Source organism: Caballeronia telluris, assembly GCF_001544495.1.
Classification (GTDB): domain Bacteria; phylum Pseudomonadota; class Gammaproteobacteria; order Burkholderiales; family Burkholderiaceae; genus Caballeronia; species Caballeronia telluris.
Map to the genome: position 1 here is coordinate 126275 of NZ_FCNZ02000011.1, position 20199 is coordinate 146473.

A 20199-nucleotide genomic window follows, 5' to 3' on the forward strand; every position below is an offset into this window, starting at 1 on the left:
CAATTTAGCGCGTTTGGCGGACGCTGTGTTCGGCCGGCAGTGAAGCAAAGCCTACCGATGCGGCTGCCGTGTCTGCAACTCGGCCGAACGGCCAACGATGAAAAAACCGCTGGACAGGCAAAAGCTCGGTATTGCTAACATCGATCCATCGATTGAGCGACAGGTGGATGGTGATGTTTGGAACGGGAAAGATCGCGGAGTGTGTTGAACGCAGTGTGCGCGTGGCAGGCACATCAGCCGCCATGCTCGCCGAGCAGCTTTTCGATGCGCAGCAATTCGCCGAGCGACCACGCCTGACAGGGCGTTCCGCCGGGCGCATGAGGTGCGTCGCCGTCCGCCACTTCGCAGATGTGGTCGAGCCCGCCATGATCCAGATGCGCGTAAAGCGGCGCGAGGAAGCGTTCGCGCACGCCTTGCGCGCCACGCAGGCGCACCCACGCCTGAATGAACGGCCCGATCAGCCACGGCCACACGGTGCCCTGGTGATACGCCGAGTCGCGTTCGAAAATAGCGCCTGCATAAGTCCCGCGATACGCCGGATCGGAAGGGGCGAGCGTGCGCAAGCCGAGCGGCGTCAGAAGATGCGCCTCGACCTGCGAGAGCACCGCGTCGGCCGTCGCGTCCTCCACAAGCGCAAACGGCAGCCCGCCGGCAGCGAATATCTGGTTCGGCCGGATGGAGCGGTCGATTGTGCCCGGCACGTGATCGACGTCGACGAGATCGAACAGCGCGCCCGTCGACGGATCGACGAAGCGTTGCAGGAACGCGTCGCGCGCACGCGCTTCGGCTTCGGCCCAGCGCGGGTTCCACTCGGCCGCGACGTGCAGCGCGTTGATCCACAACGCCTGCACTTCCACCGGCTTGCCGATGCGAGGCGTGACCACGAAGTCGCCGACCTTCGCGTCCATCCATGTCAACTGGACGCCCGGCACGCCGGCGCGAACGAGGCCGTCTTCGTCGACGACTATGCCAAACCGCGTGCCTTGCGAGTAGCCTTCGAGAATCGCATCGATGGCGCGCTGCAGCCGGCTTCTCGTCGCCACGAGCGCGTGGCCGGTCGCGAGATAGTCGTGCGCTGCAACAGCAAACCAGAGCGAGGCGTCGACGGCGTTGTATTCCGGTATGCCGCCGCGATCGGGAAAACGGTTCGGCAGCATGCCTTCGGACAGCATGTCTGCCCATTCCAGAAGGATCGACTCGGCGTATTGAAGCCGCCCTTGCGTGATCAGCAAGCCGCGCATTGCGATGAACGTGTCGCGGCCCCAGTCGGTGAACCACGGGAATCCCGCGAGGATAGTGTGTCCGTCACGACGCGCGATCACGTAGGCGTCGGCGGAACGCTGCAGGCGCGAGCCGAGCGCCGTGCGGCGCTGTTGTTCGATGACGGCAAGCGCGGCGGCGCGCTCGTGCGTGGGTATCCGCACCGCCGACGAATCCGCGCCCGCGCTGAGGATCATCACCGCTTCATGGTGCGCGAAATCGAAGGAAAACATGCCCGGCGTGGCGAGGTCTTCGGTGAAATCGAGACCGCGCTCGCGTTCGCGCGCGTAACAAAAATTGCGATACCAGTCGGGCGCGTGCACGTAGACGCCGTTCGTCGCGGCGACGATTGCCGGCAGGTCGCCATAGGGCTGCCAGCTCGCGCATTCGCCGTCGATATGCGCGGAAAAATCCAGCGCAGGGTTCTCGTGATGCAGCGCGTGATAGTCGCGGCCCGAGAGCAGCGGACGCACGCTCAGCGTCGCATTGCGGGGCACGTCGGCGCCTTCGAATCGCCAGCGCAGGACCGTCTCGCGGCTCTCCTTCGCGACGAACAGCTCGGCGATCAGCATCGCACGCGCACCGATGCGGTAGCGCCAGGTCGGCCACGGCGCGGTGTCGAAGGAAAGCAGGTTCGCCGTCGCGTCCGGATACAGCACATCGGGCGCGTAGTGCTGCATCGTCAGCGCAACGCGAGTGCCGTCCATGTCAAGCCATGCCTCGACGCCATTGACGAGCACGACGCGTCCCGCCGGCGGTTGCGTCGCCGTGAGCAAGAGCGCGTGATAACGGCGCGTGCGCATCGTGCCGACCGTCCCCGAAGCGAAGCCGCCGAAGCCATCCGCTTCGAGCCATTCGTCTTCAAGGCGCTGCCGCTCGAAAGGCGCGTCGAGGCGCGTCACGATTCCGACTTCCGGCGAAATTCCGCGAGTCCCTTGCGCGCGTCCCCGCGAATCCGGTTTTGCATGATCGAACTCCCGCCGAGCAGCCAGCCCTTCAGTCCGAGTGCCTGCCGGCTCCAGCGCCAAAGATCGAAGCTATCGGTTTGTTCCACGATCTCGCCGTCGCGGATCGCGAACCTGGAGCTAATCTCGTTCGCCACCGTGCGCCGTGTGCGCGAGAACCGATACGTCGCGACGCAGTTCGCAGTCACCGTCTGGCCGGTGGCCTTGATGTCGGTGTACGTCAGGGAAAAGTCTTCCGCGCGGGCCAGCAGCATGCGCCACATGTCGCCCGCTTCGCGCCCGCGCAGCACGCCGAACACCGGGTCTTCGAAGCGGATGTCACGCGCGTAGCACGCGGCCATCGCCTCGGCGTCGACATCCTGAAACGCGCGATAGAAGCGCTCGATCAGTTCGGCGTTCGGATTTGCCATGTTTCTTTAGCTCGTCAGGTGAGGCTTCTGAAAACAACTCCGAAAACATCGCGTGAACGGCGTCGATCGATGGCCCATGCCTCGACGCGCACCTCACACGGTCATGATCGTCACCGCATGAATCAGCAGACCGACCGCGCCGCCCACCAGCGTGCCGTTCACCCGGATGAACTGCAGGTCGCGTCCGATGTTCAGTTCGACGTCGCGCACGAGCGTTGCATCGTCCCACTGGCGCACGGTCGTCGCGATGTGCTTCGCGATGCCCTCGCGCAATTCCGGCGCCATTGCCTTCAGCGCGTCGCGCATGTGCTCGTTGATGGAGTCGCGCAACGCGGGATCGCCGCCGAGCGCCTGCGCGAACGTCGCCGCGACGCTCACCACCTTCGCGTGCAGCGTCGAATCCGGCTTGACGAGATCGGCGTGCAGCCAGGCGGTGAATTCATCCCACAGACCGTTGATGTAAGCACGCAGTTCCGGGCGCTCGAGCCACTGCCGCTTGTGTTCGTCGATGCGCGCCTTGAACGCCGGATCTGACTTAAGGCGCTCGACGAATCCTTCCACCGCGCGGTCGAACGCCTTGCGGCGCTCGTGTTCGGGATCGCTGCTGATGTCGTGCAGCCACGTGTTCGCGCCCCGCACGAGGCCGGCCGCGAACTTGTTGCCCAGTTCTTCGGCGTTCAGGCCGATGAAACCGAGCGCGCCGACGAGCTTCGGATACTCCTCTCCCGCCACCTGGACGATCTTGTCGGCGAGCATCTGCTGCACTTCGCCGCGATCGAGCCATTGCGCAAGTTCGCGCAGGCCTTCGTCGAGCAGCAACTGATGGCGCTGGTCGGCGGTGAGCGTCGACAGCAGTCCGCCCGCCGCGCCCGCAAGATCGAACTTGTCGGCGCGACGGCGCAGCGCGTCATGGAGCATCGTCTTGATGCGCTCGTCGTCGATGAAACTCAGCAACTGGCTCGCGGACGCCACCGCCTTCTTGCCGAGCAACTCGGCGTTTTTCGGCTCGGCGAGCCACATCGAGAGGCGGCTGGCCGGATCGAATGCACTCACGCGATCGACGAGCGCATCGGTGCTGAGAAAGCGGTCGCGCACGAACGCGGCGAGGTTGTCCGCGACGCGCGCCTTGTTGGCGGGCAGGATGGCCGTGTGCGGGATCGGCACGCCGAGCGGGTGCCGAAACAGCGCGACGACGGCGAACCAGTCGGCGAGCGCGCCGACCATGGCGGCCTCCGCGAACGCGGCGACCCATGCCCACAGACCCGCGTCGTGCTGGCTCTTCGCGAGCGCGAACAATGCCCCCGCCGCGACGAGCAGACCCGCCGCGAACCACTTCATCCTGTTCAATGCTGCCGATTTATCCTGCGTTTCCATCTTGGCTTTGTTCTGGTCCTGATTGATCGAGGAGGCAAGCATACCCCGGGTTGGGTTTCGCGGTCAGGCCGCGTCCACTTGCGCCGCCACCCGCGCCAGTACCGGCACCAGCGCCGCGCCCGTATGACTGCGCGTGTTCCGTGCAAGCGTCTCCGGGTCGGCGGCCGCGACGATCATCCCGCCGTTCACGCCGCCTTCGGGACCGAGATCGATCACCCAGTCGGCTTCCGCGATCACGTCGAGATCGTGCTCGATCACCACCACGCTATGGCCGCCGTCGACCAGCCGATGCAGCACGCGAATCAGCTTCGCGACGTCGGCCATGTGCAGCCCGACGGTCGGCTCGTCGAGCACGTAAAGCGTATGCGGCACCTTCTGCCCGCGCCGCGTCACGTCGTCGCGCACCTTCGACAGCTCCGTCACCAGCTTGATGCGCTGCGCCTCGCCGCCGGAAAGCGTCGGCGAAGGCTGCCCGAGCGTCAGATAACCCAGCCCGACGTCCTTCATCAACTGAAGCGGATGGGCGATGCTCGTCATCGAGCCGAAGAACTCGACCGCTTCGTCGATCTCCATCGTCAGCACTTCGCCGATGTTCTTGCCGCGCCACGTCACCGCGAGCGTTTCCGGATTGAAACGCTGGCCGTGACAGACGTCGCACGGCACCTTGACGTCCGGCAGGAAACTCATCGCGATGGTGCGAACGCCCTGCCCCTCGCACGCCGGGCAACGGCCGTCGCCGGTGTTGAACGAGAAGCGCGACGGCGTATAACCGCGCGCGCGGGCTTCGAGCGTGTCGGCGAAGAGCTTGCGGATCGTGTCCCACATGCCGATATACGTCGCCGGACACGAGCGCGGCGTTTTGCCGATCGGCGTCTGGTCGACTTCCAGCACGCGATCGATCGACTCCCAGCCCGTCACGCCCGCGCAGCCCTGCCAGGTGTGCGCGACTTCGAACTTCGGACGGGGCGCCTCGCGCGACAGCACGCTCGCGCGGTTGCGCGCGGGCGCGTCGGCTTGCGCCACCTTGCGGGCGCGTCGCGTCGCCGGCGACGACAGCACCGACCGGCCCACGGCGTCAAGCAGATTGGTCATCAGCACGTCGCGCGCGAGCGTCGACTTGCCGGAGCCGGAGACGCCCGTGATCGCGACGAGCCGTCCGAGCGGCAAGCTCGCCGTCACGTTGCGCAGGTTGTGTAGCGTCGCGCGTTCCACGGTCAGCCATTGTTCGGGCACCGCCGTGCGTTTCGCCGTGGCGGCGCGCACGTCGCGGCGCGGCTTCAGCGGATGCACGATCGGGTTCGCGAGAAACTGGCCCGTCAGCGAATCCTTGTGCGCCGCCAGATCGCCGACGCCGCCCTGCGCCACCACCGTTCCGCCGCGCTTGCCCGCGCCCGGCCCGATGTCGATGATGTGATCCGCGCGGCGGATCGTGTCTTCGTCGTGCTCGACGACCACGAGCGTATTGCCCTTGTCGCCGAGTTTCTTGAGCGCGTCGAGCAGGATCTGGTTGTCGCGCGGATGCAGGCCGATCGTCGGCTCGTCGAGCACATAGCAGACGCCCTGCAGATTGCTGCCGAGCTGCGCCGCGAGCCGGATGCGCTGCGCTTCGCCGCCGGAAAGCGTCGGCGCGGCGCGGTCGAGGCTGAGATAGCCGAGCCCCACTTCCTCCAGAAATTGCAGCCGCCCTTCGATTTCGCTGACGACATCGCGCGCGATGTCGGCTTCGCGGCCTTTCAGCGCGAGCTTCGACACCCATTCGCGCGTGTCGCTCACCGTCCAGCGGCCGACTTCCGTGATCGGGTAATTGCCGAACGTCACCGCGCGCGCCACGTCGTTCAGGCGTGTGCCCTCGCAGTCGGGACACGGCACGTCCACCACGTCGTCCGGTTCCTGCTCGACCGAACCGATGGTCTGTTCGCGGCCGCGATCGTCGCCGGCGAGGATCGTGTCGTCGTAGACGGCGCGTTGCTCGCGCGTGAGTTTCAGGCCCGTGCCGACGCAGGTGTTGCACCAGCCGTGCTTGCTGTTGTAGGAGACCATGCGCGGATCGAGTTCCGGATAGCTCGTGCCGCAGACCGGACACGCGCGCTTGGTCGAAAAGACGCGCGTTTCTTCCTTGCCGCGCCGATGTCCGTTGGAAAGCGCCCCGTGCAGTCCGTCGAGCGGCGCGAGCAGATGCATCACGCCCTTGCCGACTTCGAGCGTCTCGTCGAGCAGCCTGCGAAGTTCGCTTTCGCCGTCCGTCGACACGATCAGGTCGCCGACCGGCAGTTCGATCGTATGCTCGCGAAAGCGGTCGAGCTTCGGCCACGGACTCACCGGCAGAAATTCGCCATCGACGCGCAAATGCGTATTGCCGCGCGCCTTCGCCCACTTCGCGATGTCGGTATAGACGCCCTTCCGGTTCACGACGAGCGGCGCCAGCAGCCCGACATGCTGCCCCTTGTAGTCGCGCAGGATTTGCGCGGCGATCGATTCGGCGCTCTGCGCCTGAACCGGCGCGCCGTCGTGGACGCAATGCTGAATGCCGAGTTTCACGTACAGCAGGCGCAGGAAGTGCCAGACTTCGGAGGTCGTCGCGACCGTGCTCTTGCGGCCGCCGCGCGACAAACGCTGCTCGATGGCGACGGTCGGCGGAATGCCGTAGACCGCGTCCACTTCCGGGCGCCCGGCCGGCTGTACGATCGAGCGCGCATACGCGTTCAGCGACTCCAGATAGCGCCGCTGGCCTTCGTGGAACAGGATGTCGAACGCGAGCGTCGACTTGCCCGAGCCGGACACGCCCGTGATGACGTTGAACTTGCCGTGCGGAATGTCCACGTCGAGCGACTTCAGGTTGTGCTCGCGCGCGTTCACGATGCGCACGACGTCCTCGCCCTGCAACGCGCGGCGCGCGCTCGCCACTTCCGCCGCGAGTTGCAGCGGCACGCCCGCGCTGCGCTTCTCGGCGGCGCCCGGCGCCATCGCTTCCTCGTAGTCGAGGAGCGCGCGGCCGGTGTGCGACTGCTCGCACGCGCCGACGTCGTCCGGCGTGCCGACGCACACGACCTGCCCGCCGCCATCGCCGCCTTCAGGGCCGAGATCGACGATCCAGTCGGCGGCGCGGATCACGTCGAGGTTATGCTCGATCACGATCAGCGAATGACCGCGCTCCAGCAATCGACGCAGCGCTTGCATCAGCTTGGCGATATCGTCGAAATGAAGGCCGGTGGTCGGTTCGTCGAACATGAAGAGACGGCCCGCCTTCCCGCCCTTTGTCTGAGACGTTTCTGCAAGAAAGCCCGCCAGCTTTAGACGCTGCGCTTCGCCGCCCGAGAGCGTCGGCACCGGCTGGCCGAGCTTCACGTATTCCAGCCCGACATCGACGATCGGCTGAAGGACGCGCAGCACTTCGGCGTCGTCGGCGAACAGCGCGACGGCTTCGCTCACCGTCAGGTCGAGCACGTCCGCGACGCTCAGGCCGCGCGCGCCGCGCTCGATCTTCACTTCGAGAATTTCCGCGCGATAACGCCGGCCGTCGCAATCCGGGCAACGTAGATAGACGTCGCTCAGGAACTGCATTTCGACGTGCTCGAAGCCCGAGCCGCCGCAGGTCGGGCAGCGGCCGTCGCCCGAATTGAAGCTGAACATGCTCGCGCTGTAGCCGCGCTGCAGGGCGAGCGGCGCTTTCGCGAACAGCTTGCGGATTTCGTCGAACGCGCCGACATAGCTCGCCGGATTCGAGCGCGCCGTGCGCCCGATCGGCGACTGGTCGACGAAAATCACGTCGCTCAGTTGATCCGCGCCCGTCAGCGAACGGAACGCGCCGGGCGCGTCCGTCGCCTTGCCGAAATGGCGGGCGAGCGCGGGCGCGAGCACGTCCTGAATCAGCGTCGATTTGCCCGAGCCCGAAACGCCCGTCACGCAGACGAGCCGCTGCAACGGAATCTCGACCGTCACGTCGCGCAGGTTGTGTTCGCTCGCGCCTTCGAGCACGAGACGCGGCGTGCTTTGATCGACCGCGCGCCGCAGCCAGTTCGACGCATGCGCGACATGCTTGCGGCCGCCGAGATAGGCGCCCGTGAGCGTATCGCTATGCTGGATCTCGTTCGGGGTGCCGTCGTAGACGATGTCGCCGCCGCGCTCGCCGGGGCCCGGCCCCATGTCGATCAGACGATCGGCGGCGAGCATCACGGACGGATCGTGCTCCACCACGACGAGCGTGTTGCCCGCGTCGCGCAGCCGGTGCATCGCCTCGACGATGCGGTTCAGGTCGCGCGGATGCAGGCCGATGCTGGGTTCATCGAGCACAAAAAGCGTGTTGACGAGCGACGTGCCGAGCGCCGTCGTCAGGTTGATGCGCTGGACTTCGCCGCCCGATAGCGTGCGGCTCTGGCGATCGAGCGTCAGATAGCCGAGCCCGACATCGCAGAGATATTTCAGGCGGGTGCGCACTTCGGCGTGCAGCAGCTTCAGCGCTTCGTCGAGCAGCGTGCTCGGCAGCGTCAGCGAATCGAAGAAGCGGCGGATGCGCTCGATCGGCATCAGCATCAGGTCGTGCAGCGTGAGGCCGGGCAGCGATTCGAGTTGCGCGCGCGTCCAGTCGACGCCGGTCGGCAGGAAGCGGTCGGCGGGACTGAGCACCGCGTCGGCCTGCTCCTTCGTGCCGAGGCGCCACAGGAGCGCTTCGGTCTTGAGGCGAGCGCCGTCGCACGCCGGACATTTCGTGTAGCTGCGATATTTCGACAGCAGCACGCGAATGTGCATCTTGTACGCCTTCGATTCGAGGTAATCGAAAAAACGCTGCACGCCGTACCACTGATTGCCCCACTTGCCCGTCCAGTCCGGCGAGCCCTTGATGACCCAGTCGCGTTCCTTCTGCGTGAGTTCGCTCCATGGAATTCCGAGCCGAATGCCCGCTTTCGCGCCATAGCGGATCAGGTCGTCGTGATTCTCGCGCCAGGCGGGCGTTTGCAGCGTCTTGATCGCGCCTTCCTTGAGCGTCTTGCGCTCGTCGGGGATGACGAGGCCCAGGTCCACGCCGATCACCCGGCCGAAGCCCCGGCACGTCTCGCACGCGCCGTAGGCCGAATTGAACGAGAAGAGCGCAGGCTGCGGATCGGCGTAGCGGATGTCGCTTTCGGGGCTGTGCAGGCCGGTGGAGAAGCGCCAGATGTCCGGCTCGCCCTCGTCCGCCAGCACGTAGACGTTCACGCGGCCCGTGCCGCGCAAGAGCGCGCTTTCGATCGCTTCGAGCGCGCGCGAGCGCTCGGTGCTCTGCGGGCGGAAACGGTCCGCGACGACGTCGAGCAACTGGCGCGGCCCGCTCTCGGTCTCGACGTGGCGCTTCGCCTGCACGCGCGTGTAGCCGCTCGCCGAGAGCCATTGCGTGACTTCGTCGTCGCTCGCGGTGTCGGGCAGTTCGACCGGAAACGTGATCGCGATGCGCGGATCGGCCGTGCGCGTGCGTTCCAGCAGTTCGGCGTAGATCGTCTCGGGCGTGTCGTGGCGCACCTGATGCGACGTCTTCCGGTCGAACAACTCGGCCGCGCGCGCGTAGAAGAGCTTCAGGTGGTCGTTGAGCTCGGTCATCGTGCCGACCGTCGAGCGCGAACTGCGCACCGGGTTGGTCTGGTCGATGGCGATGGCGGGCGGCACGCCGTCCACGCGATCCACCTGCGGCCGGTCCATGCGGTCGAGAAACTGGCGCGCGTAGGCGCTGAACGTTTCGACGTAGCGGCGCTGGCCCTCGGCGTAGAGCGTGTCGAAGACGAGGCTCGACTTGCCTGAGCCGGACGGACCGGTCACGACCGTCATCTGGCCCGTATACAGGTCGAGGTCGAGATTCTTGAGGTTGTGCTGACGGGCGCCGCGAATGCGGATTGCGTTGTTCGATGCCACTTTTTTCTAACCGGTTCAATGGGTTGGAGAGTCTCTGAGCCACACGCGACACGCGCTGCCCTATGCCATCTGCATGACTCTTGCCGACAAGCACGCCACTGTACACTCATACAGTGGTTGTCGCAAAAAGCACGAGTGCCCGGGTGAGCAGCAGGTGCCGTTCCGCATCTTCCGGGGTTCCGCAAAAAAAAAAAAAAGTTTGCCGTTTATCGGCAAACGACATAGAATGAATTCCAATGATTGTGTCTTTCGCTTGCGCCGAAACGAAGGCGCTGTTTGAAACCGGCCGGTCCCGGCGTTTTGCGAATATCCTCGCCGCGGCCGAACGCAAGCTCACGCTGCTCGACGAAGCTGTCACGCTGAGCGCGTTGCGCACGCCTCCGGGCAACCGGCTGGAAATATTGCGCGGCGAGCTCTCGGATACTTACAGCGTCCGCGTGAACAATCAGTGGCGGCTGTGCTTTTCATGGACGCTGGACGGACCCGCCGACGTGCGGATCATCGACTATCACTGAACGAGACTACGAATGGGCAAATTTACGAACGGCATGCGTCCCGTGCACCCGGGCGAGATTTTGCGGGAGGACTACCTCGAACCGCTCGGCATGACCGCGAATGCGCTCGCCCGCGCGCTCGACGTCACCGCGAACCGCATCAACGACATCGTGCTCGAGCGTCGCGGCGTGACGCCCGAAACGGCGCTCAGGCTCGCCCGCTATTTCGGCGGGGACGCGCAAACCTGGCTCAACCTGCAGATGACCTACGACCTGAAGATCGCGGAACGGGAGCACGCGGAAGAAATCGCGCGGACCGTTTTGCCGCGCGAAGCGGCGTGAGCGGCGCGCGAGTGTGTGCAAGCCCGCCGCTCGACGCTCGACTCAGCGATCGATCACGAGCAACGTCGACGTCGCCGAGGCGTGCAGGCGGCCGCTCGCGTCCTTGAGCGTCGCTTCCGCGAACGCCGCGCGCCGGCCGATCGACAGCACGCGGCCTTCCGCGCGCAAGAGCCCGGAGTCGCGCGTGACGGCCTTGTGATACGCCACCTTCAGTTCGAGCGTCGTGTACGCCTGGCTGGCGGTGAGGCATGAGTGGACCGCGCAGCCGCACGCCGAATCGAGCAGCGTCGCCGCGTAGCCGCCGTGCACGGTGCCGATCGGGTTGTACGCGTGATCGCCGGCGATGCCCGCGAACACCGCCCTGCCCGCTTCCACTTCCACGAAGTCGAAATCCAGCGACACCAGAATCCCCGGCTTGCGCCCCGAGGCGATCAGCGTCCGCAATTGCGACAGGCCGTCCAGCCCCGCCGCCGTTTCGTCGATCAGGCTCATCTTTTCTTCCCTCCTCAGTTCGATGTCTTCACTGCTTGCGCGAGCGTAGGCGTGCTGTTCACGGCGACGTCGTCGCCTGCGGGCGTCTGGCTCCAGCCGCCGCCGAGCGACCGGTACAACGCGACTGCCGCCAGCGCATGCTCGCGTTTCGCGAGATTCAGCGAATCCGCGTCCTGCAGAAACGACTCCTGCGCCGCGAGCACATCCAGGAAGCTCGCCGCGCCGCCCTTGTATAACTGCGTCGAGAGCGTGAGCGACTTGTCTGAGGCGGCGAGCGCATCGGTCAGGCGCGCGGCCGATTCCGTCGTGCTGACGAGATCGCTGCGCGTGTCCTCCACTTCCTTCAGCGCCTGAAGCATGGTCTGCCGCAGATTCAGCTCCGATTCGCGCATCCGGCTCTCGCTCTGTTCGATGTCGGCGGTGATGCGGCCCGCGTTGAAAATCGGGCTGGTCGCGTTGAGTGCGGCGCTGAACAGGTTGTCGGTGAGCGTCGGCAGGCCGAGATACGACGATGCCAGCAAGCCGTCCGTCAGTCGCAGCGAAAATTTCGGATAGCGCTCCGCCCTCGATACGCCGACTTCCGCCGCGCGCTGCTGCACGCCCGCGTAGGCCGCGAGCACGTCGGGGCGGCGCAGCAGCGCGTCGGACGGCAGCATCTGCGGCACGGTGCTCGTCGGCGCGGGAATCACGGGCGAATCGCCGGCGTTCGCGAGCATCAGGCGGTCGACGGATTCCGGCGTGCGTCCCGAATACACCGCGATCAGGCTCAACTGATGCTGGATCGTCGACCGCGCGCGCGGAATGCGCGCCTGCAAGTCGCTCAACTGGTTCTGCGCGCGCGAAACGTCGAGTTGCGTCGACAGCCCGTATTGCAGGCGACGTTGCGTGAGCCGCAACGCGCGCTCGCGGATCGCGACGTTGTCCTGCAGGATCTTGAGTTCCGACTGCGCCCAGCGCAGATCGACGTAAGCGGAAGCCGTATCGGCCGCCAGCGCGAGCCGCAACTGGTCGGCGGCATGCTCCCGGCCGACGAGCTGCGCCTGCGACGCCAGCAGTTCGAGCCGCTCGCCGCCGAACACATCCGGCGTCCACGAGAGCGCCAGCCCGATGCCCGCCTGCCGCACGTAGCCGAGCGGCGGCGGCGTGTTCTGACGTGAATCGGAAGCACCGGCATTCACGTCGAGTTGCGGCAGAAGCGCCGCGCGACGCTGCGTCGTCAGCGACTGCGCCTGTTTCACGCGCTCGACGGCGGCCTGCACATCGAGGTTGTCGTTCAGCACCGAGGCCACCAGTTCGTGCAGGACCGGATCGCCGAACTGGTTCCACCACGCGGCCGGATCGGCGGGATCGCGCGGCACGTCGACGCTCCAGTCGGCGGGCGCGGTCGTCGCGACCGTGGCGGGAAGATCCGCGTGCGTGGCCGGCTGCACCGCGCACGCGGCGAGCGCCAGACACGCCAGGATTTCAACGAGAAGCTTTTTCATGATCGGTTCCAGGCTCGAATGACTCAGTGCGCGTCGGAAGAAGGCGGCGCGCTCGTAATCGGCCGCGAGAAAATCACGCTGACGATCCCGACGAGGAAACACAGCGCCAGCACGTAGAAACAATCGGCGAAGGTGAGCACCAGCGCCTCGCGCATCACGAGTGCATGCAGGTTCGCGAGACCCGCCTGCGACGCATCGAGCGCATCGCCCGCGACCGATGCCAGATGGCCCGAACTGCGCGCGAGAAAGCCCGCGACCTCGGGACGCCCGACCGTCACGTTCTCGTTCAGCCGCAGATAGTGGAGGTTCAGGCGGTCGTTGAGCATCGTCGCGCTGACGGCGATGCCGATCGCGCCGCCGAGATTGCGCATCAGGTTGAAGAGCCCGCTCGCGGACTTGAGGCGCGACTGCGGCAGCGAACCGAGCGCCATCGTGACGATCGGCGGCACGGCGAACTGCTGGCCGATGCCGCGCAGCGCCTGCGGCAGCAGCAGTTCGTGCCAGCCCCAGTCGTGCGTGAGCGGCGCGTAGAAATAGCAGCCGGCGCCGAAGCAGACGAGACCGAAGACGAGCAGGATGCGCATGTCGACGAACCGCGTCGCAAAGCCATACGCGACGAGCGCGAGCAACTGGAAACAGCCCACCGACAGCAGCGCGATGCCGATCTCCAGCGAATCGAAACCCCGCACGCGGCTCAGGAACACGGGCGTCAGAAACACCGACACGAAGATGCCGATCCCGGTCACGAACGACAACAGGCTACCGATCGCGAAGTTGCGCACGGCCAGCGCCTTCAGGTCGACGACCGGTTCCTTCGCCGTGAACGCGTGCACCAGGAAGAGGAAGCCGCAGATGCCGGAAATCCACGCGCACAGGACGATCACGTCGTCGCCGAACCAGTTCTTGCGCGGGCCCTCTTCGAGCACGTATTCCAGGCAGCCGAGAAAGCCCGACATCAGCAGGATGCCGAGGTAATCGCCCTTTTTGAGCAGCCTGAGATCGGGTTCGTCGATATGGACGTACTTCGGCACCAGCGCCGCGACCGCGATGCCCGGCACCACGTTCAGGTAGAACAGCCAGTGCCAGGACCATTGCGACGTGATCCAGCCGCCAATCACCGGCCCGATCGCGGGCGCGAGCGACGCGAGCGCGCCGATCGTCGTCGAGGCGATCAGGCGCTGCTTGCCGGGAAAGAGCACGAAGGCGGTCGTGAAGACGGTCGGGATCATCGCGGCGCCGAGCGCGCCCTGCAGGCCGCGAAAGAGGATCATCGAATTGATGTCCCACGCCATGCCGCACAGCATGCTCGTGACCGTGAAGCCGACCGCCGACGCGACGAAGAGCCAGCGCGTCGAGAACACCTTCGAGAGCCAGCCGGACATCGGAATCACGAGAATTTCCGCGATCAGATAGGACGTCTGGACCCACGACAGTTCGTCCTGGCTCGCCGACAATCCGCCGCCGATGTCCTTCAACGACGACGCGACGATCTGGATGTCGAGCGTCGCCATGAAGAAGCCGAGGCACATCAGCGCGAACGCCAGGACGCGCTGCTTCACCGGCTGGCTGGCGGGATCGAGTGGAATGGAGGCGGTCATGTCAGTTCGCGCCGCCGAGATGGACCTTGACCGTCGCCGAGAGGCCCGGGCGCAGCACCGCCTGCATCTCTTTCGGCACGTCGAGCCGCACGCGCACCGGCACGCGCTGCACGATCTTCGTGAAGTTGCCGGTCGCGTTTTCGGCGGGCAAGACGCTGAAGGTCGCGCCCGTCGCCGGCGCGAGGCTCTCGACGCGGCCGTGGATCGGCACGCTCGACGCGTCCAGATCGACATCGACTTCATCGCCGACGCGCATCTTCTTCAACTGGTCTTCCTTGAAGTTGGCGTCGATCCACAATCCCGTCGACGGCACGATCGTCAGGAGCGACACGCCCGTGTTCGCGAGCATCCCGACGCGCGCCGTCCGATTGCCGACGTAGCCGTCGACGGGCGAGCGGATGGTCGTGTATTCGACGTTCAGTTCAGCGACGCGCCGCGCGGCTTCGGCCGTCGCGACACGCGCGTTCGCATCGGCGATCTGCGCCTCGATCACGGCAAGTTCGCGCTTCGCCGCGACGAGCGACGCGCCGCTCTTGTCCACCGCCGCGTTCGCCTTGGTGTAGTCGGCGTCGGCGCGCTCGACGATCTGGCTCGACACCGCGTCGTCCTTCACCAGTTCGCGATAGCGCGAGCGATCCTGCGCGCTTCGCGTCATTTCCGCCGACGACGCGCGCACTTCCGCCTGCTGCTGGTTGATGACGGCGGCCTGCAATTCGCGCTTCGCCTGCCATTCGACGACAGCCGCGCGCGCGCTCGACACTTCAGCGCTCGCCTGCGCGAGACGGGCGTCGTAGTCGCGCGAATCGAGCTGCACGAGCACTTGTCCCGCCGAGACGCGCTGGTTGTCCTGCACGAGCAATTCGGTGACGAAGCCGTTCACCTTCGGCGCCATCACCGTGACGTTGCCGCCGACGTAGGCATCGTCGGTGGACTGCACGAAGCGCAGCACCAGCGCCCAGTAGGCGATGGCCGCGATCACGACCGCGCCGACGAGACCCAGCGCGAGCAGCATCCACGGAATGCGCCGCGCCGGCTTTTGCAGCGCGGGCACGACGGCAGGGGAAACATCGGTAGAAGGGCTGGACATTGTCGATTAAAGTGCATATGCACCGTAGAGGGTGGAGAAGCGCCTCGAAAGGCACTTGCGATTACGCGAAAGGCTAAATGTGCATATGCACCGAGTCAAGGCGCATTGCGCACACGAGTGAATGACGCGGGCAGCAACAATCGGCCGGAAGGCTTGCGGAGCGGGCGTTCGCGCGGATTACGCGGCCGCGCTGTCGCCGAAAAATTCCGTCGCGTGATCGACGAATGCACGCACTTTTGCCGGAAGCAGCGCGCGCGTGCTGTAGGCGAGCCGGATTTCGATCGCCCCGCTGACGAGTTCGAAGCGATCGAGCAGCGTCACGAGTTGCCCCGACTCGATCTCGCGCTGCACGAGTCCAACCGGCAAAACGCCTATGCCGCAGCCCTGCAACACCATCTGCCGGTTGAAATCGGCGCTGTTCGACGCGATGTCGAAGCGCATCGGCACCGTTGTCTCCTCGCCGCCGATGCGAAACGTCAGTTCGGGCTTGCGGATCGACGCCGACATCGGCACGAATTCGTGATCGACGAGTTCCGACGGATGGCGCGGCGCCGGGTGCGTCGCGAGATAGCCGGGCGTCGCGACGAGTGCGAGTGGGATGCGTTCGAGCAGGCGCGTGACGACCGTGTCGCTCGTCAGCATGAAGGGCAGGACGAGCGCGAGGTCGTAACCTTCGGCGACGAGATCGACCGGCCGCTCGGTCAGCGTCACGTCGAGCCGGACCTGGCGGTGCCGCTGCCTGAACGACGCGATCAGCGGCACCAGCCGGTGGACGGTCGCGGTTGTATGCGCGACGAGCCGCAGGACGCCGGTCGCCTCGCTGGCATTCGTCGACGCGCTTCGTTCGAGCGCTTCGAGTTCGTCGAGCAGCCGCGAGCAGCCCGCGAAAAACTGCTCGGCGGTCTCGGTCAGCGAAATCTGGCGCGTCGTGCGGTTGAAGAGCCGGCTGCCGAGCCGCTGCTCCAGCGTCGAAATCGCGCGCGAGACGACGGGCGGCGTCACGCCGAGAATATCGGCCGCGCGCGTGAAGCTTTTCGCCTCCACCACCGTGCAGAACACCTTCAGGGTCGTCAGATAGTCCATCGGCTTCCTTCGCCTTTCTTGGGGATGATCGGTATCGTGAGCCGATCGAGCATGTTTGAGAGATTTTTCGGCATTAACACGCTCATCGCGTTGCCATAAAGTTCACTCAAGCCACACGGATGGCTGTTCACACGACTCAGGAGCTCACCATGTCACGTCTTTCGCAAATCAACGTCAACGAAGCAACCGGCGCCGCCGCCGATCTGTTCGCCAACATCAAGCGCGCCGCGGGCCGCGTGCCGAACGCCTACGCGACCGTCGGCACGCACAACCCGGCCGTGCTCGCCGCCGCGCTCAACGGCGACGCCGTGCTCGCCAAAAGCAGCCTCGACAAGCGCGACCTGGAAGCGATCAAGCTCACCGTCAGCGAAATCGCCGGTTGTGATTATTGTGTCGCCGCGCATACCGCGATCGGCAAGATGGTGGGATTGTCGCTCGAAGAAACGAAGCAGGTTCGCGCCGGCGTCCCGACCGGCAACGCGCAGCGCGACGCGCTCGTGCGCTTCGTGCGCCGTGTCGTGTTGACCTCGGGCACGGTCGAGCGCTCGCATCTCGACGACGTGCGCGCGGCGGGCTACAGCGAGGCCCAAGTGGTCGACGCCCTCTTCGCCATCAGCGTGATCGGGTTCACGAATCTGTTGAACCGCGTGAACGATACCGAGCTCGACTTCCCCGCCGTCCAGTGAGCTAGTCTTTCTTCAGCCGGTCGAGCAGCGACGTGATCAGGTCGATCGGCATCGGGAAGACGATGGTCGAGTTCTTGTCGCCGGCGATGGTGGTCAGCGTCTGCAGGTAGCGCAACTGCATCGCCTGCGGCGCCTGCGCGAGCATCTGCGCGGCCTGCAGCAGTTTTTCGGACGCCTGCAGTTCGCCTTCGGCATGAATGATCTTCGCGCGGCGCTCGCGTTCGGCTTCGGCCTGGCGGGCGATCGCGCGGATCATCGTCTCGTTGATGTCGACATCCTTGATTTCCACGTTCGACACCTTGATGCCCCAGGCGTCGGTCTGCGAGTCGAGCACGCGCTGGATGTCGGCATTCAGGCGCTCGCGCTCGGCGAGCAGTTCGTCGAGTTCGTGCTTGCCGAGGATCGCGCGCAGGGTCGTCTGCGAAAGCTGGCTCGTGGCGTCGAGAAAGCGCGCGACCTGGATCACGGCCTTCTCCGGATCGACGACCCGGAAGTACACGACCGCATTCACCTTCACCGACACGTTGTCGCGCGTGATGACGTCCTGCGGCGGCACGTCGAAGACGACGGTGCGCAGGTCCATGCGCACGACCTGCTGCACGGCCGGAATGATCAGCACGAGGCCCGGCCCCTTCACCTTCCAGAAGCGCCCGAGCATGAACACGACGCCGCGCTCGTATTCGCGAAAGATGCGGATCGCCGAAAAGAGCACGAGGACGATCAGCGCGACCAGCACGCCGGTGAAGCCGAATGTGATGCCCATCATTGTTCTCTCCTGTCGGTCAGAGTTGGCGCTTTAGCGCTTACTCTGACCCCATGCAACTCTGTTGCGTCGGTCAGAGTTAGCGCTTTAGCGCTTTACTCCGACCCCATGCAACTCTGTTGTGTCGGTCAGAGTTAGCGCTTTAGCGCTTACTCTGACCCCATGCAACTTGTTGCATGGGTAGCTTCGTTCACGACTTCGACGGTCAGCGTCAGGCCGTGGCGCGCGGTCACGCGCACCTTGCCGCCGCGCGCCGGCAACGCATGCGCGCCCGCGCTCTGCACGCGCCAGCGCTCGCCGCGAACCGTGGCCCAGCCGCTCTCGCCCGCCGCGTGGATTTCGTCGCCGAGCATCACGCCGACGCTTCCCAGCATCGCCTCAGACCCGCTGACGACCGGCCGCCGGCTCGCCTTCAACGCCACCGCCGATACCGAAAAGATGAATAGCGCGGTCACGATGGCGAGCCCCGCCACGACGCCCACGGGAATGCCGAAGCCCGGCACGTCGGTGTCGATCAGCATCAGCGCGCCGATCGAAAACGCGACCACTCCGCCGATGCCGAGCGTCCCGAAGGTCGGCAGGAACATTTCCGCGACGAGAAAGCCGATGCCGAGCACGATCAGCCCAAGGCCGACGAAGCTGATCGGCAGCAACTGGAGCGCGAACAGCCCGACGAGCAGGCAAATCGCGCCCGCGACGCCCGGCAGCATGAAGCCGGGATTCGAGAATTCGAAGAAGAGCCCGTACATGCCGATCATCACGAGAATCAGCGCCACGCTCGGGTCGGTGATCGTCGCGAGGAAGCGGCTGCGCCAGTCGGGCAGCAAGGTGATGACGGGCGCGCCTTTCGTCGCGAGGACGTGCTCGCCTGTCAGCGTGCGCACGCGGCGGCCGTCGAGTTTCGCGAGGAGATCGGGAATGTCGGCAGCGGTGAGATCGATCACGCGCTGCGCGAGCGCCTCGCTCGCCGACAGGCTGACCGCTTCGCGCACCGCGCGCTCGGCCCATCCGGCGTTGCGGCCGCGCAGTTGCGCCAGTCCGCGGATATAGGCGGCGGCGTCGTGGACCTGCTTGCGGGTTTCGGTCGATTCGCCGGCTTGCGTCCCCGACGCCGCCGAGGCGCTCGCCTCCGGCTTCGGCGCGCCGCTCGTGCCGATCTGGATCGGCGTCGCGGCGCCGAGATTGGTGCCCGGCGCCATCGCGGCGACGTGGCTCGCGTAGACGATGTAGGTGCCCGCGCTCGCCGCCCGCGCGCCGCCCGGCGCGATGAACGACACGACCGGCACCGGCGAGGCGAGGATCGCCTTGATGATCGAACGCATCGAGAGATCGAGGCCGCCAGGCGTATCGAGTTCGAGGATGGCGGCCTGCGCGTGGTCGTCGGCGGCGCGCGCGAGCGACCGGACGATGAAGTCGGCGCTCGCCGGCCCGATCGCGCCCGACACCGCGATCACGACGACAGGCGCATTCGCGGCGCCGGCCGCCCCGGCAATGGACGCCACGCCGAACAGGAGCGTCGCGAACAGCGCGGCGCAACGGCAAAGCAGGCCAAACGGATTCGTTCTCATCGATGAAAACCGGCGGCGCGCGAGCGTCGTGAGCCCGTTGCCCCGGTCCCTCGCTTGTGCTGTCCAACGATGCGGGTCTCACCTCAAGCTTAGGCCAAATTCGCCCGCTTGCCCGAAACCGTCACGCTCACGGACGCACGACGCTCCGGTCGATCACCTTGTCGACGTCGGCGGTTTCGCCGAGTCCGGATATGAAGCGCGCGCGGTCGAAGTCGCGCGCGACGCAGCCGTCCACGTAGATGAACCGGCGTTGCAGCGTGAGCCACAGGCTGGTTTTCTCGCGCCATTGGGTCGATGCGTTCAGCGAGGCGAGGCGCCGCGTCACGCTTTCGGCGATTTCCTTGTCGTAGAGATAGCTGTTCGACAGCCGGCAACGCCCGGCGATCCAGCAACTGTTGCCGCGCTCGATGCGGTAGTGCGCTTCGTCGTTCCATTCCTGCGGCGTTTCGAAGGGGCCGGACGGCGCCGGGCACCCGGCGATCGCCGACGAAATGGGCATGAAAGGATCGTCGCCACGGTTGGCGCGCGGTTCGTCGGCGAGGGCGAGCGCGGCGGGCAGCCATAGGAGCGACAGCAACACGCGGCTTGCAAAGGACATGGCGGCAGACCGGAAAACGCGAATGACAGCCCAAGCATAGTCGCGACGCGCGCCCTGTCCAAACGCCTTGCAGCCGATACACTTGAAACACCGGCCCGAAGACCGCGCCCGAGCG

15 protein-coding genes are annotated in these 20199 nt (G+C 66.0%); 3 read left to right on the forward strand and 12 right to left on the reverse strand.

The annotated features are described in order from the left end of the window. Nucleotides 1-233 precede the first annotated feature (233 nt). The 4 genes from AWB66_RS16145 to uvrA all read right to left on the reverse strand — a co-directional run bounded on the left by AWB66_RS16145 (nt 234) and on the right by uvrA (nt 9889). Nucleotides 234-2162: an amylo-alpha-1,6-glucosidase gene (locus AWB66_RS16145; RefSeq protein WP_087631263.1), complete on the reverse strand. Its 1929-nt coding sequence runs from the start codon at nt 2160-2162 to the stop codon at nt 234-236. Then, the gene (locus AWB66_RS16150) at nt 2159-2635 is read right to left on the reverse strand and encodes a nuclear transport factor 2 family protein (RefSeq protein ID WP_087631262.1); all 477 of its coding nucleotides are present in this window, start codon (nt 2633-2635) and stop codon (nt 2159-2161) included. The genes AWB66_RS16145 and AWB66_RS16150 overlap by 4 nt, the downstream gene beginning before the upstream one ends. Before the next feature lie 93 nt (nt 2636-2728). After that, complete coding sequence (locus tag AWB66_RS16155; protein ID WP_235021134.1) at nt 2729-3973, reverse strand: DUF445 domain-containing protein; 1245 nt, start codon at nt 3971-3973, stop codon at nt 2729-2731. A gap of 99 nt (nt 3974-4072) precedes the next feature. After that, nucleotides 4073-9889 carry an excinuclease ABC subunit UvrA gene (gene uvrA, locus AWB66_RS16160; protein WP_087631261.1) on the reverse strand — a complete coding sequence of 1939 codons (5817 nt, stop codon included), beginning with the start codon at nt 9887-9889 and terminating at the stop codon, nt 4073-4075. A 236-nt stretch (nt 9890-10125) separates the two neighbouring features. Here uvrA and AWB66_RS16165 point away from each other — a divergent pair, with 236 nt between their 5' ends. Both AWB66_RS16165 and AWB66_RS16170 read left to right on the forward strand, forming a co-directional pair. Beyond that, nucleotides 10126-10404, forward strand: coding sequence for a type II toxin-antitoxin system RelE/ParE family toxin (locus AWB66_RS16165; protein ID WP_200818996.1), 279 nt, complete (start codon nt 10126-10128; stop codon nt 10402-10404). A gap of 12 nt (nt 10405-10416) precedes the next feature. Then, nucleotides 10417-10725 (forward strand): HigA family addiction module antitoxin, encoded by a 309-nt coding sequence (locus AWB66_RS16170; protein WP_087631259.1) that lies wholly within the window; start codon nt 10417-10419, stop codon nt 10723-10725. A 42-nt stretch (nt 10726-10767) separates the two neighbouring features. On the opposite strand, the gene AWB66_RS16175 is transcribed toward AWB66_RS16170, so the two are convergent. From AWB66_RS16175 to AWB66_RS16195, 5 genes are all read right to left on the reverse strand, one after another. Beyond that, complete coding sequence (locus tag AWB66_RS16175) at nt 10768-11217, reverse strand: PaaI family thioesterase (protein WP_087631258.1); 450 nt, start codon at nt 11215-11217, stop codon at nt 10768-10770. A 14-nt stretch (nt 11218-11231) separates the two neighbouring features. Then, the gene (locus tag AWB66_RS16180) at nt 11232-12701 is read right to left on the reverse strand and encodes an efflux transporter outer membrane subunit (protein WP_087631257.1); all 1470 of its coding nucleotides are present in this window, start codon (nt 12699-12701) and stop codon (nt 11232-11234) included. Nucleotides 12702-12724: 23 nt separating this feature from the next. Beyond that, the gene (locus tag AWB66_RS16185) at nt 12725-14299 is read right to left on the reverse strand and encodes a DHA2 family efflux MFS transporter permease subunit (protein WP_087631256.1); all 1575 of its coding nucleotides are present in this window, start codon (nt 14297-14299) and stop codon (nt 12725-12727) included. Nucleotide 14300: 1 nt separating this feature from the next. Continuing rightward, nucleotides 14301-15386 (reverse strand): HlyD family secretion protein, encoded by a 1086-nt coding sequence (locus tag AWB66_RS16190; protein WP_087631255.1) that lies wholly within the window; start codon nt 15384-15386, stop codon nt 14301-14303. Between the two features lie 177 nt (nt 15387-15563). Continuing rightward, complete coding sequence (locus AWB66_RS16195; protein ID WP_087631254.1) at nt 15564-16469, reverse strand: LysR family transcriptional regulator; 906 nt, start codon at nt 16467-16469, stop codon at nt 15564-15566. 149 nt (nt 16470-16618) lie between these two features. Between AWB66_RS16195 and AWB66_RS16200 the strand changes: the two genes are divergently transcribed. Further along, a complete protein-coding gene (locus AWB66_RS16200; RefSeq protein WP_087631253.1) occupies nt 16619-17155 on the forward strand; it encodes a carboxymuconolactone decarboxylase family protein in 537 nt (178 codons plus the stop codon). 1 nt (nt 17156) lies between these two features. Here AWB66_RS16200 and AWB66_RS16205 read toward each other — a convergent pair whose 3' ends face one another. The 3 genes from AWB66_RS16205 to AWB66_RS16215 form a co-directional block, all read right to left on the reverse strand. After that, nucleotides 17157-17921, reverse strand: coding sequence for a slipin family protein (locus AWB66_RS16205; RefSeq protein ID WP_087631252.1), 765 nt, complete (start codon nt 17919-17921; stop codon nt 17157-17159). A 146-nt stretch (nt 17922-18067) separates the two neighbouring features. Continuing rightward, nucleotides 18068-19486, reverse strand: a complete 1419-nt coding sequence (locus AWB66_RS16210; protein WP_087631251.1) for an NfeD family protein — start codon at nt 19484-19486, stop codon at nt 18068-18070. Between the two features lie 127 nt (nt 19487-19613). After that, complete coding sequence (locus AWB66_RS16215; protein WP_087631250.1) at nt 19614-20084, reverse strand: hypothetical protein; 471 nt, start codon at nt 20082-20084, stop codon at nt 19614-19616. Between the last annotated feature and the right edge of the window lie 115 nt (nt 20085-20199).

What these genes read in the sequence shown, in the direction of transcription:
- AWB66_RS16150 (WP_087631262.1), bottom strand. Translation starts at nt 2,635, where the DNA reads ATGGCAAATCCGAACGCCGAACTGATCGAGCGCTTCTATCGCGCGTTT.
- AWB66_RS16155 (WP_235021134.1), bottom strand. Translation starts at nt 3,973, where the DNA reads ATGAAGTGGTTCGCGGCGGGTCTGCTCGTCGCGGCGGGGGCATTGTTC.
- AWB66_RS16165 (WP_200818996.1), top strand. Translation starts at nt 10,126, where the DNA reads ATGATTGTGTCTTTCGCTTGCGCCGAAACGAAGGCGCTGTTTGAAACC.
- AWB66_RS16170 (WP_087631259.1), top strand. Translation starts at nt 10,417, where the DNA reads ATGGGCAAATTTACGAACGGCATGCGTCCCGTGCACCCGGGCGAGATT.
- AWB66_RS16175 (WP_087631258.1), bottom strand. Translation starts at nt 11,217, where the DNA reads ATGAGCCTGATCGACGAAACGGCGGCGGGGCTGGACGGCCTGTCGCAA.
- AWB66_RS16180 (WP_087631257.1), bottom strand. Translation starts at nt 12,701, where the DNA reads ATGAAAAAGCTTCTCGTTGAAATCCTGGCGTGTCTGGCGCTCGCCGCG.
- AWB66_RS16185 (WP_087631256.1), bottom strand. Translation starts at nt 14,299, where the DNA reads ATGACCGCCTCCATTCCACTCGATCCCGCCAGCCAGCCGGTGAAGCAG.
- AWB66_RS16190 (WP_087631255.1), bottom strand. Translation starts at nt 15,386, where the DNA reads ATGTCCAGCCCTTCTACCGATGTTTCCCCTGCCGTCGTGCCCGCGCTG.
- AWB66_RS16195 (WP_087631254.1), bottom strand. Translation starts at nt 16,469, where the DNA reads ATGGACTATCTGACGACCCTGAAGGTGTTCTGCACGGTGGTGGAGGCG.
- AWB66_RS16200 (WP_087631253.1), top strand. Translation starts at nt 16,619, where the DNA reads ATGTCACGTCTTTCGCAAATCAACGTCAACGAAGCAACCGGCGCCGCC.
- AWB66_RS16205 (WP_087631252.1), bottom strand. Translation starts at nt 17,921, where the DNA reads ATGATGGGCATCACATTCGGCTTCACCGGCGTGCTGGTCGCGCTGATC.
- AWB66_RS16210 (WP_087631251.1), bottom strand. Translation starts at nt 19,486, where the DNA reads ATGAGAACGAATCCGTTTGGCCTGCTTTGCCGTTGCGCCGCGCTGTTC.
- AWB66_RS16215 (WP_087631250.1), bottom strand. Translation starts at nt 20,084, where the DNA reads ATGTCCTTTGCAAGCCGCGTGTTGCTGTCGCTCCTATGGCTGCCCGCC.